The sequence below is a fragment of the Citrobacter sp. Cb031 genome, assembly GCF_030336725.1.
Lineage (GTDB): Bacteria > Pseudomonadota > Gammaproteobacteria > Enterobacterales > Enterobacteriaceae > Citrobacter > Citrobacter braakii.
Genome location: NZ_JAOWDA010000034.1, coordinates 580,415 through 594,297, shown reverse-complemented (window position 1 = coordinate 594,297; position 13,883 = coordinate 580,415). Strand labels below are relative to the sequence as shown.

Sequence of the window (13,883 nt, the reverse complement as noted above, 5' to 3'; positions counted from 1 at the left end):
GCCCGCAATGGCGGGGCGAATTCACTCTTTATTGAGATCGCTCAGCAACACGGCAATGCTTTGACCGCCGTTGGTTTGCTCAAGCGCGATTTTCACGATGATGGTCAGCGGCACAGAAAGCAGCATCCCGACAGGCCCCAGTAACCAGCCCCAGAAGATTAACGACAGAAACACCACCAGCGTAGACAACCCAAGTCCACGCCCCATGATCCGTGGTTCGAGGATATTTCCGAACACCAGGTTAATGACCAGATAACCTGCCAAAACCACCAGGGCGTCATAAAGGCCGCTAAATACCAGCACCTGAGCAATAGGGGGAATGGCGGCCAGCACCGAACCGATATTAGGAATATAGTTGAGCGCAAACGCCAGCAGTCCCCAGACAAAAGCGAAACGCACGTCGAGTGCGGCGAGCATGCCCCAGGCCACCAGCCCGGTCACAATGCTGATCGCCGTTTTGAGCACCAGATAGTGGGAAACGCTGTCGATGGCGCGTTGAATCGCCGCCATTCCCTCAATGGGACGACTCATCATTTGTTTGAGTTTGTTGGGTAACTGCGGTACTTCCAGCAGCATAAAAACCACCGTCAACAGCAGTAAAAATATCGATGACATGGCATTAGACAACTGCGCCAGTAAATTGGTCACCAGCGTCATTGCTGCGTTCGGGTCGATATATTTGACGAGTTCATCCACGGAAACGCCGATCCCTGCGCGCTGTAACCACGGCTCAAGGTTTTTGAGTGGGATAACCAGTGAAGAGCGATACTGCGGCAGCGTTCGCGCAAGCTCATTTAAGGATGTACCTAAATACGCTAATAGCAACACCATTAGCATCACAATAATAACAATGAGCAATGATACCGCTATTACGCGCGGTATACGAAGTTTGACCATCCGCTGCACCACGGGGTTAAGCACGACGGCAATAAATAACGCCAGAATAAATGGGACGATGATATCTGCGGCAACGCGGATGCCGCTCAGGATGATAACCAGCATGCCCAGCATAATGACTATTTTTAGGCCGTTAAGCGTGATGATCGGTTTCGCCATGTGTATTCCTGCATTTTTCATTTTTGAATCTGAATAATAATGTGATTTGCGTCGAGCTGTTATAACAAAAATCAAATGGGGCAGGTAAAGAAGTGAAAAGACTTTGAGTTCGCATTGAAGCTATGGTACAAATCATCTGTGTTTAACTACCGAGGACAATTATCATCCGCGATGATGAGAAGCAACACTGCGGATAATTGTAATATTATGGACAATATGTTCAGGATGTTTTTGCGTTTACCTTCACTTCTTCGTACCTCCTCCACTTTCTTGCTTGCGGGTGAGCAACACTGGCGCAACGCGCTTTAGTCCCTTCTTCTGCCTGAGCTGGCGCTGTGCGCTGAGCTAACTAATTTTATTTTTTGGTTTACTGCATGCAGTAGGCCCAAAGGACTATATTCTCAAGCAGGAGAAGCATTATGTTTTACTGGATATTATTAGGTCTGGCCATCGCGGCTGAAATTACTGGTACGCTGTCAATGAAATGGGCAAGCGTCGGCCATGGTAATTCGGGCTTTATTTTAATGCTGGTAATGATTGCCTTATCGTATATTTTTCTCAGTTTTGCCGTTAAAAAAATTGCCCTTGGTGTGGCCTATGCCTTATGGGAAGGTATCGGTATTTTATTTATTACGCTGTTCAGCGTGCTGCTATTTGACGAAACCTTGTCCACGATGAAGGTGGCTGGACTGGTCTCGCTGGTGTTAGGTATTGTGCTGATTAAATCCGGTACACGAAAACCGACAAAGGCGGGCAGAGAGGTGAGCCATGCAGCAGTTTGAGTGGGTTCACGGCGCATGGCTTGGCATAGCCATTGTGCTCGAAATCGTCGCTAACGTCTTTTTGAAATTTTCAGATGGGTTTCGCCGCAAGACTTATGGCGTGCTGTCGCTGGCAGCCGTGTTAGCGGCCTTTAGCGCGCTGTCCCAGGCGGTAAAAGGTATCGACCTTTCTGTTGCCTACGCCTTGTGGGGCGGCTTTGGGATTGCTGCGACGTTAGCGGCAGGTTGGGTATTGTTTGGTCAGCGCCTGAATCATAAAGGCTGGATCGGTGTGGCGCTGCTGCTTGCCGGAATGGTGATGATTAAACTTGCCTGATCTCAGTGCTGCCCGTTACTACGGGCAGCATAGGTTATTCGTTCGCCAACTCATCCAGCTTATCGCGAAAACCGGTCACGGATATGGCGCGATTATCGGCCCGCCAGCGATCTTTCGCCGCCGGAGCGGAGCTTTGTACGCCAATCAATTGCCAGCCAGTATCTGTCTTCAACATCAATGGTGAACCGCTGTCGCCCGGGAGTGTGTCGCACTGGTGCGACAAAACGGTATTCTGCGCCCAACCGGTCACCACGCAATCCTGATGCGTGTACAAATCATCGAGATGATCTTCCGGGTAGCCCGACTGCGTAACTTTACGATCTGCGGTTTTCAGCGCCGCGGTTAATGCCGCTTTATCACCTTCAAATAATGGCAGCGGTGTGATGCCAGAAGGTGGGTAACGCAGCACCACCAGACCGAAATCCCACGGGGCCGCGGAAGGCGGCACAATCCAGCCATCGCCATCGGCTTTTAAACGTTTTCCGAGCGAGGGATCTACCCGTCCTTCAATGCCGTGGATCTCGTAGCGCCAGACACCCTTTTTCGACACGAAGCGTAATGCCACGGCTTTATCCGGCTTGCCTTTCGGGGGGGTGAGTAAGCAGTGTCCGGCAGTCAGTGCCAGTCGTGGTGAAATGAGCGTGGCAGTACACAGGTTACCGCTGACGGTTTCCAGTTGCCCGATAGCGTCCCAAGGAGATTGCGTTGGGTCAGTCACTTTTATGCGATCGTCATGACCAAAAAACAGCGTTTTTACGTTTTCTGCTTCAGCGCTGGCCGTTGCAGGCTGGTCCGCATGCGCAACGACAGGAAGTAAACAAATTGAACCCAGTAACACAGCAATGGTTTTATGCATATCACACTCTGGTGGGGAATTATGATTTTTAACAGCAAACCCTCAGTTAATACTATAGACGGGACGGCGGGAAAGTGGGAGTAAAATCAGATAACTACACTCAGGATAGATAAAAATGCATGGCAATGAGGGCGCAAATTATCAGGGTAATAAGAATGAACTCAAAGCGATAATGTGACACCATTTTACCCTCCAAAAGGCGGCGCTAAATCAGGTTGATTTAGCGCCGTATGCTATGGCGTGGGGGACGCCATAGTAACTACAAATGTGTTATGCAGCTGGTTGAGCAGCGGGTTTAGCGGTGTCGTGTTTTACGGCTTTTTTGGTGTGTTTTTTTGCTGCCTGAGCTTTCTGCTCTGGTGCTTTTTGTTCTGCAGCGGGTTTGGTCGCTGCTTTTTTGGTGTGTTTTTTAGCAGCCTGAGCTTTCTGCTCTGGCGCTTTCTGTTCTACAGCCGGTTTTGTGGTGGATTTTTTAGCGTGTTTCTTGGCAGCCTGCGCTTTCTGCGGCGCTGCTTTGTGCTGTTTTTTATGATGAGTGGTTTTTGCCGGAGCTGCTTTGGTGGTTGCAGCAGCAGCCGGAGCGGTGGTAGCAGTTGTTTCAGCAGCAAATGCAGCAGAAGACAGACCCATAGCAGCGGCAACAACCAGAGCTAATACTTTTTTCATTCTCATACCCTCGATTTGGTTTTTCATTCAACCCCACTGCGGGGCCGTTGAAATAACTATATCGCTGTAATCACAGGGCTTCCGTGAGTCATTGGTTTCGACGTGTAACGATATGTACAATGACTCACGGTATGAGATTACAAATAGCGGGCTTCCAGATGAGCGCGGAAATAACGGCTGCTGAGCGGCTCTCCGGTGGCCTGGGTAATAAGCTGTTCAGTGGTGAAACGGCTGCCATGCTGCCAAATATTCTGACGTAACCAGTCAAACAGGGCACCAAACTCACCTTGCGCAATAGACTGCTCTAAATCAGGCAATGCGCGCTTAGCGGCACTGAATAACTGCGCCGCATACATGGCGCCTAAAGTATAAGAAGGGAAGTAGCCAAAGCCGCCATCGGTCCAGTGAATATCCTGCATACAACCGTTACGATAGTTGCCGATGGTTGACAGCCCCAGCCAGGACTGCATTTTCTCATTCCACAATGCCGGGATATCATCCACTTCAATATCGCCATTAATGAGCGCGCGTTCGATTTCATAACGCAGGATAACGTGAGCAGGATAGCTCACCTCGTCGGCATCAACACGGATAAAACCGGGTTTAACCTGCTGGTTCCAGGCGATGAAATTGCTTTCTTCAAACGCAGCCTGATCGCCAAAGTGGCGCGTCACAGCAGGAATTAACCGCGTCAGAAATGCTTTACTGCGCCCCAGTTGCATCTCAAAGAACAGACTCTGGGACTCATGAATAGCGGTTGAGCGTGCCAGGGCGATAGGTTGCCCTGACCAACTGTGCGGCAGATTTTGCTCATAGCGGGCGTGACCGGTTTCATGGATCACGCCAAACAGCGCGCTAAGTAATTCGTTTTCATCATAGCGGGTGGTGATACGCACATCTTCAGGTACGCCACCACAGAAGGGGTGCGCACTGATATCCAGTCGACCAGCCGTAAAATCGAATCCCAACTGCGCCATCGTTTCAAGGCCCAACTCTCGCTGGATTGCGGTTGGGAAAGGACCAACCGGGGCGATGAGCGACTGCTGAGACTGCTTTGCCACCACCTTGTTGAGCAGATCCGGTAGCCAGCTTTTAACGTCTGCAAACAGGACATCCAATTGGGCACTGGTCATCCCTGGTTCGAATATGTCCAGTAGCGCGTCATACGGCGAACAGCCTGTGACTTCCGCACGCAGCCGGGCTTCTTCACGACTGTGCTTCACGACCTCTTTCAGGTTTTCGGAAAATCCCTCCCAGTCATTGGCTGGTCGCTGGCTGCGCCAGGCATGCTCACAGCGGCTACCCGCGAGTGATTTCGCTTCTACCAACGATTCAGGTAGTAAGGATGCCTGATGATGCAGTCGCGACATTTCGCGCAGGTTGGCCTGCTCAACATCGTTAAGGTCCTCCTGTTGGGCTGCGGCGATCCACGTTGCCACCTTCGGGTCGGTTAACAACTGGTGCTCAAGCACACTCAGCTCGGCCAGCGCTTCGCCGCGAGCTTTGCTGCCGCCAGATGGCATCATGGTAAACATGTCCCAACTGGCGATTGCCGAGAGGTGGGAGAAGCGAGAGAGCCGCTGGAACGTGCGGGTGAGCTGATGGTAATTATCATTGTTACTCATTTTTTGTTCTCGTTCTGTTTAGGTGTGATGAGAAGTTTACCGTGATTCATTCACTTTTCATAAACACACCGTTGAACCCGACTTTGCGTAACAGCTTTTTATAGCGAAAAGCCAGTAGCACGAGAAAACAGAGGGCATAAATAATGGGGAGCGGTGATAACACTTTTACCGACCACAGATAATGCAGCGGAAGCAAAACGGCCGCCAGGTAGACGTAGTTGTGCAACGTTTGCCAGCGTTTGCCCATTTTACGCTGCGCGGCTTGCGTGGAGGTCAGCGTCAGCAGGAATAAGATTATCCAACCAGTCATGCCCAACGTTAGCCATGGGCGTGAAACCAGTTCACGTCCCAATAATCCCAGATTTTGTATACCCAACTCCAGCAGCGCATAGCTGGTCATATGCAGCGTGGCCCATGCAAAACACCATAACCCTAATAATCGACGGGTGCGATACAACAACGGCTGCTTTGCGTAGCGGGCAAGCGGTGACACCAGCAGGGTAGCAAGCAGAAACTTCAGCGCGGTGATGCCCGTAAAGTGCTGGATATCTTTACCCGGGTCGGCCCCCAACTCACCACGCTGCGCGGCCCAGAAGAGCCATAGCAGGGGTAATAAACCGGCGAGATGCAGCAGTACTTTCAGGCCGGTTATCTGTTTTGCGGTTAACCTCACTTAAAAATACTCCCGTAGATCCATGCCCTGATATAAAGAAGCCACCTCATCGGCATAACCATTAAAAGGCAACGTGGGCTGTCGCTGCACATCGAGAATGCCACCCGAACCGATAAAACGCTCTGTGGCCTGAGACCAGCGGGGGTGATCGACTTGCGGATTGACGTTGGCGTAAAAACCGTATTCGTTAGGTGCCGACATATTCCAGGTCGTCGGCGGCTGTTCACGCGTCAGCTTAATACTGACTATCGATTTAATGCCCTTGAAGCCGTACTTCCAGGGTACGGTCAGGCGTATTGGCGCTCCGTTTTGCGGCGGCAACGCTTTGCCATACACGCCCACGGTCAGAAGGGTAAGCGGGTGCATGGCCTCGTCCAGACGTAAACCTTCAACATAGGGATACTTCAACCCGCCACCAATGAAGCGATCTTTCTGGCCGGGCATTTCATCAGGCGCGTAGCGTGTTTCAAAGGCGACGTATTTGGCGTGGCTGGTGGGTTCAACCAGCGCCAATAATTTATGCAAAGGAAAGCCGACCCACGGTACAACCATCGACCACGCCTCAACGCAACGCATCCGGTAAATACGCTCTTCTAATGGAAAACGACTCGTCAGCGCATCATGATCCAACGTTAAAGGTTTGTTCACTTCACCGCTGATGGTTAACGTCCAGGGATCGGTTTTCAGGCTACCGGCATTCGCGGCAGGATCGGCTTTATCCAGACCAAATTCGTAGAAATTGTTGTAGCCCGTGACCTTGTCTTCCGGCGTCAAGGGCAGATTGTTTTGCCAGATCTCGGGTTTTGTGAACTCGAGCGGTTTGCCCGCCGGTGCAGACGGGCGATCGTTGCCTTTAAACCAATTCAGCAGACCGGCCTGTGTCGGGGAAGAGAACGAAGCCGCCGCCGCACCTATCCCAAGAGCTTTGAGGATCTGTCGTCGTTGCATAAAAAAAACGGACTCGGCGGTAACATCAGCTTCCCGAAGTGGATGTTTTTTCTGCATAACTTTTCCTTTTTATTTTCATGTTAAGGAAAACAAATCGACGTTTCCCTGTTGATGCCTGACCTATCTATAACGTCATACTGGACGCATGCGTATCCCTGGATCCTCACGAAAAGTTAAAAATTTTGTGATAACTTCCGCCCCTTGCCTGAGGTAAGCTTTCAGCATGACGAGAGGGGGATGACACTGATGGCTGGCGCGAAAAAGATATTTTTGGTGGAAGATGACAGCGATATTGCCTCACTTTTGCAACTTAGCCTGAAGGATGAGGGGTACGAAATTATTCATGAAGCTGATGGCGCGCGAGCGGTCGAGCTACTGGAGAAGCACGTCTGGGATGCCGTTATCCTCGATTTGATGCTGCCGGGTGTGGACGGTCTGGAAATTTGTCGTCGCATTCGGCAAATGAGTTTCTATCTACCTGTCATTATTATCAGCGCTCGCACCAGTGAAACTCACCGCGTACTGGGGCTGGAAATGGGCGCCGATGATTATTTAGCCAAACCTTTCTCGGTGCTGGAATTGATGGCCCGGGTGAAGGCGTTGTTTCGCCGTCAGGAGGCGATGAGTCAGAACCTGCGTATGGAGGCGGGGATTATCACCGTCCATGGTGTGGAGATTGATCCATTAGCCCGGGAAGTCCGCCTGCAGGGTAAATCCCTCGATTTAACGCCGCGTGAATTCGATCTGCTCTATTTTTTCGCCCGCCATCCCGGGGAGGTCTTTTCGCGTCAGGCGTTGTTAGACCAGGTGTGGGGCTACCAGCACGAAGGATATGAGCATACGGTGAACAGTCATATTAATCGCCTGCGCACCAAAATTGAAAAAGATGCTGCGGAGCCGGAAATTATTCTTACCGTGTGGGGACGAGGCTATAAGCTTGCTGCGGTTAACGCGGAGCATCAACCATGATTTATCGATTGTCGCTGAGCCAGCGTCTGACCCTGGTCTTTACCGCTATTATGTTGATTTGCGCGGTTGCGGTCAGCGTTGTCCAGATCCGCAGCAGTAAACAGTATGGCGACGCCATGGTGCAAAGGCTCTCGCTGGAATTGGCAAGCAAAATTGTCAAAAGTGAGTCGCTTATTGATGCCAGCGGTCAGGTTAATCGGCAGACCTTAAAAGGACTGTTCAATCACCTGATGACGCTAAACCCAAGCGTGGAGCTGTATCTGGTTTCACCGTCAGGCGAGATACTTGCTGATGCCGCTCCGCCTGGGCATATTCAGCGCCAGAACATTAGCGTACAGCCGATCCAGGTTTTCCTTAATTCGGACGAGCTGCCCGTTTATGGCAATGATCCGCGCAGCAGCCAGCAAAAGGTATTCAGCGCTGCGCCAGTTTTATTTAACGGCAAGCTGCATGGCTATTTGTACATTATTCTCCAGGGCGAAGATCTCAATATGCTGGCGAATACCGCCTGGCAAAAAACGCTTTGGAACACCGTGACCGGGACGTTAATACTGGTTTTATTAGCCGGTGCAATCGCGGGGTACCTGGTGTGGAGATGGGTGACGAATCCGGTGAAAAGGCTGACAGGTCAGGTGGTTAATCTGGAGCAGGACAGCATTAGCGTCATAAAACAGCTGGCGCAGAAAAAGCCCGATTTAACTCCGGCGAATGAAATTGCGTTGCTGAACAATGCATTTATTGAGTTAGCACAGAAAATTGCCCACCAATGGGATTTATTAGCTGACAGCGATCGTCAGCGCAGAGAGTTTATCGCCAATATTTCGCACGATTTACGTACGCCGCTCACTTCACTGCTGGGGTATCTGGAAATGCTGTCGCTGAAAGCCGATACGATGACGCCGGAGGAAAATCGGCATTATCTAAGCATTGCACTGCGCCAGGGGCATAAGGTTCGCCATCTGTCACAACAGCTTTTTGAGCTGGCGAGACTTGAGCATGGCGGCATAAAACCACAGCGTGAACGTTTTGCTATTGGCGAGCTGATCCAGGATGTGGCGCAGAAATTTGATCTACCCGTTGCCACGCGTCATTTGCAGTTGCACCTTGACGTAATTGGTCCGTTACCGCTGGTGAATGCCGATTTATCGATGATGGAAAGAATCGTCACGAATTTGCTGGATAACGCTATCCGTCATACGCCTGACGGGGGCGAAGTGTGGTTAAAAGTCTGGCGTGAGGAAGACCGCTTGTTAGCAGAAGTGCAGGACAGCGGGCCTGGCGTCGAAGAGGCTGTTCGCGAAGTATTATTTCAGCGCCCGACGGCGTTACTACCCCGTGAGCAGCGGGCTGAGCGTGGTGGTCTGGGCTTACTGATCGTGCGCAGAATGCTCGAACTGCATGGGGGAGATATCCGCCTGATTAATTCGACGGCAGGGGCCTGTTTCCGTTTTTCGTTGCCGCTGGCGGATTCCCCAATGAGTAGCTGATGAGAATGTTCCGCTGAAAAGAGTCTGTAACGCTATACGCGTTGTAAATCGTGGGCATTGCGTAAAAGTTGGTAGGTTGTCAGTGATAATGAGAATTTTTATCATATTTGATAATTCATCAAGTTAGCTTTGATAAGCGCAAGGAGATCGTATGTCACAGGATGCCGACAACCTGTATATCGTCAGGACCAAAGCGGTTGCTGGCTGTTTTACCATGTTTTTGCTGATGTTTGGCCTCACGTTTATTCCGTTGTTTTTCCCCGCCAGCCAGGTTCTGCTTGCCAAAGGGCTACTTTTTCCGCTGCTGTTTGCGCTGGAATTTGTTGTGCTGGTCCCGCTGTATTACTTCTTCTTCAGAAAAAGAGAGGGGCTGGGAAAGGGAATTTTCAACGCCAGATGGTTTGCCATTTTGTTCGTGGCGCTGCTGTTTATTCAGCTTATCCTGCCATGGTTTCTGGGCCTCAGACAAACCGAAGCGTGGGTGACCAGCCAGATATCCCTAAACAGCTACGCGCTGTGGTTATCCACTCTGACCCTGATATTTATTGCGCCAGTGTATGAAGAGATTGTTTTCAGGGGCTGTTTATTCAACGCATTCCAGTATTGGTTCAATAATAAAACTTGGCTGTCGTCGGTGGTGGTATCGGTCATTTTTGCCATCATGCATACCCAGTATGTGGATCTGCGCACGTTGCTGATGCTGTTTCTTGTGTCGCAGGTTTTGATCATCGCCAGACTGAAAAGCAACGGCCTGCTGATGCCGGTTATGCTGCATATAGCGATGAACGGGACGGTTATTGCCCTGCAAATGGGGGCTCAGACGTTACAGCCTGGTTGATGAAGGCGATGCCCGGAACCCGGGCATCGTGGACTATACGTGCAGACGATGGTGCAGACGTGCACCGACCAGCAACGCCAGCACCAGCATCAGGGCGATAAATCCGCCCACGCCGTTCCAGCCGTAGCTGTGCCAGAATACGCCACCCAGCGTACCGGCAATACTGGAACCCAGATAATAGCTGAACAGATACAGGGAAGATGCCTGGCCTTTAGCGCGTTTTGCCCGTGGTCCAATCCAACTGCTTGCCACGGAGTGCGCGGCAAAGAACCCGGCTGAAAAGAGCAGCATCCCGGCGAAGATCAGCCACAGTGATGTGAACAGGGTCATCAACAGTCCAACCAGCATCACGCCGGTTGAAAAGAGCATTACCGGACCACGTCCATAGCGGGTGGTCATCGACCCCGCTTTCGGTGAGCTCCAGGTCCCGGTCAGATAGGCCACGGACAACAGACCGACAACCGCCTGGCTGAGTTCCCACGGCGAGAGCATCAGACGGTAGCCGATGTAATTAAACAGCGTGACAAACGACCCCATCAGTAAAAAACCTTCCGCAAACAGCAGCGGCAACCCTCTGTCGCGCCAGTGCAAACGAAAGTTGATAAACAGCGTTTTCGGTCGCAGCGACGTTGGTCTGAAATGACGAGATTCCGGCAAGATTTTCCAGAACATCAGCGCGGAGGCGAGGGCAAAACAACCGATCGCCGCCAGCGCGATACGCCAGTTAAAAAAGTCGGTAAACACGCCGCTTATCAAACGGCCACTCATACCACCAATCGAGTTACCGCTGATATATAAGCCCATTGAGAAGGCGACGAAGCTGGGATGTATTTCCTCGCTCAGATAGGTCATTCCCACTGCCGCCACGCCGCTGAGCGAAAGACCTATCAGCGCACGCATGATTAAAATACCGTGCCAGCTGGTCATCATCGTCGAAAGCAACGTACAGCAGGACGCGAGCAGCAGGGCGGTAACCATCACCGGCTTGCGGCCTATCGCATCGGAAAGTGGACCGGTAAACAGTAAACCGATCGCGAGCATCGCCGTTGAGATGGAAAGCGAAATACTGCTGCTGGCGGGAGAGACCCCAAACTCGTGCGAGAGCACTGGCAGTATGGGTTGCACGCAATAGAGGAGAGCAAATGTCGCCAGTCCGGCAGAAAACAGCGCCAGCGTGACGCGCATAAATGGGGGTGTTCCGCGTTTGATAAAACTATCCGGCGGGGTAACTCTCTGTTCATCAACATCGCTTGTCGGCGCGGTGTCGACAGTGGTTGTACGGCTCACTTGAAATCCTTGCTCAATCAATTACCTCTACATGACTAGCTTTAAGAGTATGAAAATCGCATTATTCTGTCTAATATATTAATAATCTCAAATGATATCTTAAAAATATGAATATCGAGCTGCGTCATTTACGTTACTTTGTAGCGGTTGCCGAAGAATTGCATTTTGGCCGGGCGGCGGCACGGCTGAATATTTCGCAACCGCCGCTGAGCCAGCAAATCCAGATCCTCGAGCAGCAGGTCGGCGCCCGACTTCTGGCGCGCACTAACCGCAGCGTGGCGCTGACCTCTGCCGGAAAGCAGTTTCTGGCAGACAGTCGGCAGATCCTGGGGCTGGTTAATGAAGCCGCTGCCAGGGCTGAGCGTCTGCATCTGGGAGAAGCGGGGGAATTGCGTATCGGCTTTACGTCATCGGCACCGTTTATCAAAGCGGTTTCAGATACGTTATCCCTCTTTCGCCAGAGCTACCCCGCTGTACATATGCAAACCCGTGAAATGAACACGCGCGAGCAAATTGCTCCGCTCAATGAAGGAACGCTGGATTTGGGACTTCTGCGCAACACGCAGCTTCCGGAAACGCTGGAGCGTGAAATCATTCTGCATGAGCCGCTGATGGCAATGATCCCGCGCGCGCATCCATTGGCGCAAAAGCCCGTGGTCACATTGGCGGAGTTGGCCAATGAGCCATTTGTCTTTTTTGATCCGCATGTGGGGACGGGGTTGTATGACGATATTCTTGGCCTCATGCGTCGCTATGGACTGAAGCCGACTATCACTCAGGAGGTTGGTGAGGCGATGACTATCATCGGGCTGGTGGCCGCAGGATTAGGCGTTTCCATTCTTCCCGCTTCCTTTAAACGGGTGCAATTGTATGAAATGTGTTGGATCCCGATAGCGGAAGAAGATGCCGTTTCGGAAATGTGGCTAGTGTGGCCAAAACATCATGAGCAAAGTCACGCCGCGCAACGCTTTCGCGAGCAACTGCTGGCGGCCGTTCAGGCGATTAATTTAGTTTAAAAATGGGCGAAAATGTGCAGTAAATCACAAGGCTAAGTAAAAAGTTGACGGAAGCCATTGAAGTGCTTCACCATAGCCCGCAGATTATTTCGGAGCGCGAAAATAAAGGGAGTAAGTGGTGGTTGCTGATAGTCAGCCTGGGCATATCGATCAAATTAAGCAGACCAATGCGGGCGCGGTTTATCGCCTGATTGATCAGCTGGGTCCGGTATCGCGTATTGATCTCTCTCGCCTGGCACAATTGGCGCCTGCCAGTATTACTAAAATTGTCCGCGAAATGCTCGAAGCGCACCTGGTGCAAGAGTTGGAAATCAAGGAAGCGGGCAGCCGAGGACGTCCGGCCGTTGGGCTGGTTGTGGAAACGGAAGCCTGGCACTATTTATCCATTCGTATCAGTCGCGGCGAGATCTTTCTGGCGCTGCGCGATCTGAGCAGCAAACTGGTGGTTGAAGATTGTCTTGAAATGGCGCTGGTCAGTGAAACACCATTGCTGGAACGCGTTATTACCCAGGTCGATCAGTTTTTCATCCGCCACCAGCAAAAGCTGGAGCGCTTAACCTCCATCGCCATTACCTTACCCGGCATTATTGATACTGAAAACGGTATCGTTCATCGCATGCCATTCTACGACGATGTCAAAGAGATGCCGCTGGGTGAAGCGCTTGAAAATCATACCGGCGTGCCGGTCTATATTCAGCATGATATCAGCGCCTGGACTATGGCCGAGGCGCTTTTTGGCGCATCGCGCGGCGCGCGCGACGTCATTCAGGTGGTTATCGATCATAACGTGGGGGCCGGAGTAATCACCGACGGTCATCTACTGCATGCCGGCAGCAGTAGCCTGGTGGAAATTGGTCATACCCAGGTGGACCCCTACGGCAAACGCTGCTATTGCGGCAACCATGGTTGCCTGGAAACGATCGCCAGCGTCGACAGCGTTCTCGAACTGGCACAGGTACGCTTGAAGCAATCAATGAGTTCTTCTCTACACGGGCAACCGTTAACGGTAGACGCGCTGTGTCTGGCGGCGATGCAGGGGGATTTATTGGCGAAAGATATCATTAGCGGCGTTGGGACCCATGTCGGACGGATTCTTGCCATCATGGTGAATTTGTTCAACCCGCAAAAGATATTGATTGGTTCGCCGCTCAGTAAAGCGGCGGATATTTTGTTTCCCACTATTGCTGACAGCATTCGTCAGCAAGCGCTCCCGGCCTACAGTCAGCATATTGTCGTCGAAAGTACGCAGTTCACCAATCAAGGGACGATGGCAGGGGCGGCGCTCGTGAAGGACGCGATGTATAACGGTTCTTTGTTGATTCGTCTATTACAGGGTTAACATTTTTTAACTGTTGTACGAAAAA

16 protein-coding genes are annotated in these 13,883 nt (G+C 51.5%); 8 read left to right on the top strand and 8 right to left on the bottom strand.

The window, feature by feature from the left end; genetic code table 11:
- Window positions 1-21 precede the first annotated feature (21 nt).
- On the bottom strand, window positions 22-1,056 hold the full coding sequence (locus OGV93_RS19285) for an AI-2E family transporter (RefSeq protein ID WP_016156458.1): 1,035 nt from the start codon (window positions 1,054-1,056) through the stop codon (window positions 22-24).
- A gap of 138 nt (window positions 1,057-1,194) precedes the next feature.
- Here OGV93_RS19285 and OGV93_RS23975 point away from each other — a divergent pair, with 138 nt between their 5' ends.
- From OGV93_RS23975 to mdtI, 3 genes are all read left to right on the top strand, one after another.
- A complete protein-coding gene (locus tag OGV93_RS23975) occupies window positions 1,195-1,365 on the top strand; it encodes a protein YdgV (RefSeq protein ID WP_085951052.1) in 171 nt (56 codons plus the stop codon).
- 107 nt (window positions 1,366-1,472) lie between these two features.
- Window positions 1,473-1,838 (top strand): multidrug/spermidine efflux SMR transporter subunit MdtJ, encoded by a 366-nt coding sequence (gene mdtJ / locus OGV93_RS19280; protein WP_161623250.1) that lies wholly within the window; start codon window positions 1,473-1,475, stop codon window positions 1,836-1,838.
- Window positions 1,825-2,154 (top strand): multidrug/spermidine efflux SMR transporter subunit MdtI, encoded by a 330-nt coding sequence (gene mdtI / locus OGV93_RS19275; protein ID WP_047500497.1) that lies wholly within the window; start codon window positions 1,825-1,827, stop codon window positions 2,152-2,154. Before mdtJ ends, mdtI begins: the two co-directional genes overlap by 14 nt.
- A 34-nt stretch (window positions 2,155-2,188) precedes the next feature.
- Here the strand turns inward: mdtI and OGV93_RS19270 are convergent, their stop codons facing one another.
- The 6 genes from OGV93_RS19270 to msrP all read right to left on the bottom strand — a co-directional run bounded on the left by OGV93_RS19270 (window position 2,189) and on the right by msrP (window position 6,979).
- Window positions 2,189-3,010, bottom strand: a complete 822-nt coding sequence (locus OGV93_RS19270) for a trypsin-like serine peptidase (RefSeq protein WP_287110006.1) — start codon at window positions 3,008-3,010, stop codon at window positions 2,189-2,191.
- A gap of 100 nt (window positions 3,011-3,110) precedes the next feature.
- Window positions 3,111-3,194: a small membrane protein YdgU gene (ydgU, locus tag OGV93_RS23970; protein WP_049259791.1), complete on the bottom strand. Its 84-nt coding sequence runs from the start codon at window positions 3,192-3,194 to the stop codon at window positions 3,111-3,113.
- Window positions 3,195-3,280: 86 nt separating this feature from the next.
- Window positions 3,281-3,676 carry an acid resistance repetitive basic protein Asr gene (gene asr, locus OGV93_RS19265; protein WP_003028934.1) on the bottom strand — a complete coding sequence of 132 codons (396 nt, stop codon included), beginning with the start codon at window positions 3,674-3,676 and terminating at the stop codon, window positions 3,281-3,283.
- Between the two features lie 137 nt (window positions 3,677-3,813).
- Window positions 3,814-5,301: a carboxypeptidase M32 gene (locus OGV93_RS19260; RefSeq protein WP_047417554.1), complete on the bottom strand. Its 1,488-nt coding sequence runs from the start codon at window positions 5,299-5,301 to the stop codon at window positions 3,814-3,816.
- 46 nt (window positions 5,302-5,347) lie between these two features.
- Complete coding sequence (gene msrQ, locus OGV93_RS19255) at window positions 5,348-5,974, bottom strand: protein-methionine-sulfoxide reductase heme-binding subunit MsrQ (RefSeq protein WP_287110005.1); 627 nt, start codon at window positions 5,972-5,974, stop codon at window positions 5,348-5,350.
- Window positions 5,975-6,979, bottom strand: coding sequence for a protein-methionine-sulfoxide reductase catalytic subunit MsrP (msrP, locus tag OGV93_RS19250; RefSeq protein ID WP_094169223.1), 1,005 nt, complete (start codon window positions 6,977-6,979; stop codon window positions 5,975-5,977).
- Between the two features lie 189 nt (window positions 6,980-7,168).
- Between msrP and OGV93_RS19245 the strand changes: the two genes are divergently transcribed.
- The 3 genes from OGV93_RS19245 (at window position 7,169) to OGV93_RS19235 (ending at window position 10,216) form a co-directional block, all read left to right on the top strand.
- Window positions 7,169-7,891 (top strand): winged helix-turn-helix domain-containing protein, encoded by a 723-nt coding sequence (locus OGV93_RS19245; RefSeq protein WP_016153040.1) that lies wholly within the window; start codon window positions 7,169-7,171, stop codon window positions 7,889-7,891.
- Window positions 7,888-9,378, top strand: coding sequence for a sensor histidine kinase (locus OGV93_RS19240; RefSeq protein WP_287110002.1), 1,491 nt, complete (start codon window positions 7,888-7,890; stop codon window positions 9,376-9,378). Before OGV93_RS19245 ends, OGV93_RS19240 begins: the two co-directional genes overlap by 4 nt.
- A gap of 151 nt (window positions 9,379-9,529) precedes the next feature.
- Window positions 9,530-10,216: a CPBP family intramembrane glutamic endopeptidase gene (locus tag OGV93_RS19235; RefSeq protein ID WP_047417544.1), complete on the top strand. Its 687-nt coding sequence runs from the start codon at window positions 9,530-9,532 to the stop codon at window positions 10,214-10,216.
- 33 nt (window positions 10,217-10,249) lie between these two features.
- Here the strand turns inward: OGV93_RS19235 and ynfM are convergent, their stop codons facing one another.
- Window positions 10,250-11,503, bottom strand: a complete 1,254-nt coding sequence (ynfM, locus tag OGV93_RS19230) for a multidrug efflux MFS transporter YnfM/SxtP(Kp) (protein ID WP_287110000.1) — start codon at window positions 11,501-11,503, stop codon at window positions 10,250-10,252.
- A gap of 107 nt (window positions 11,504-11,610) precedes the next feature.
- Between ynfM and ynfL the strand changes: the two genes are divergently transcribed.
- Complete coding sequence (gene ynfL, locus OGV93_RS19225) at window positions 11,611-12,519, top strand: multidrug efflux transcriptional activator YnfL/SxtR(Kp) (protein WP_016153044.1); 909 nt, start codon at window positions 11,611-11,613, stop codon at window positions 12,517-12,519.
- A 118-nt stretch (window positions 12,520-12,637) separates the two neighbouring features.
- Window positions 12,638-13,858 carry a sugar metabolism global transcriptional regulator Mlc gene (gene mlc / locus OGV93_RS19220; RefSeq protein ID WP_016153045.1) on the top strand — a complete coding sequence of 407 codons (1,221 nt, stop codon included), beginning with the start codon at window positions 12,638-12,640 and terminating at the stop codon, window positions 13,856-13,858.
- Window positions 13,859-13,883: the final 25 nt, after the last annotated feature.

Coding starts and splice junctions, on each gene's coding strand:
- msrP (WP_094169223.1), bottom strand. CDS start 6,979: ATGCAGAAAAAACATCCACTTCGGGAAGCTGATGTTACCGCCGAGTCC.
- OGV93_RS19260 (WP_047417554.1), bottom strand. CDS start 5,301: ATGAGTAACAATGATAATTACCATCAGCTCACCCGCACGTTCCAGCGG.
- asr (WP_003028934.1), bottom strand. CDS start 3,676: ATGAAAAAAGTATTAGCTCTGGTTGTTGCCGCTGCTATGGGTCTGTCT.
- ynfL (WP_016153044.1), top strand. CDS start 11,611: ATGAATATCGAGCTGCGTCATTTACGTTACTTTGTAGCGGTTGCCGAA.
- OGV93_RS19235 (WP_047417544.1), top strand. CDS start 9,530: ATGTCACAGGATGCCGACAACCTGTATATCGTCAGGACCAAAGCGGTT.
- OGV93_RS19285 (WP_016156458.1), bottom strand. CDS start 1,056: ATGGCGAAACCGATCATCACGCTTAACGGCCTAAAAATAGTCATTATG.
- mdtI (WP_047500497.1), top strand. CDS start 1,825: ATGCAGCAGTTTGAGTGGGTTCACGGCGCATGGCTTGGCATAGCCATT.
- ydgU (WP_049259791.1), bottom strand. CDS start 3,194: ATGGTGTCACATTATCGCTTTGAGTTCATTCTTATTACCCTGATAATT.
- OGV93_RS19245 (WP_016153040.1), top strand. CDS start 7,169: ATGGCTGGCGCGAAAAAGATATTTTTGGTGGAAGATGACAGCGATATT.
- OGV93_RS19240 (WP_287110002.1), top strand. CDS start 7,888: ATGATTTATCGATTGTCGCTGAGCCAGCGTCTGACCCTGGTCTTTACC.
- OGV93_RS19270 (WP_287110006.1), bottom strand. CDS start 3,010: ATGCATAAAACCATTGCTGTGTTACTGGGTTCAATTTGTTTACTTCCT.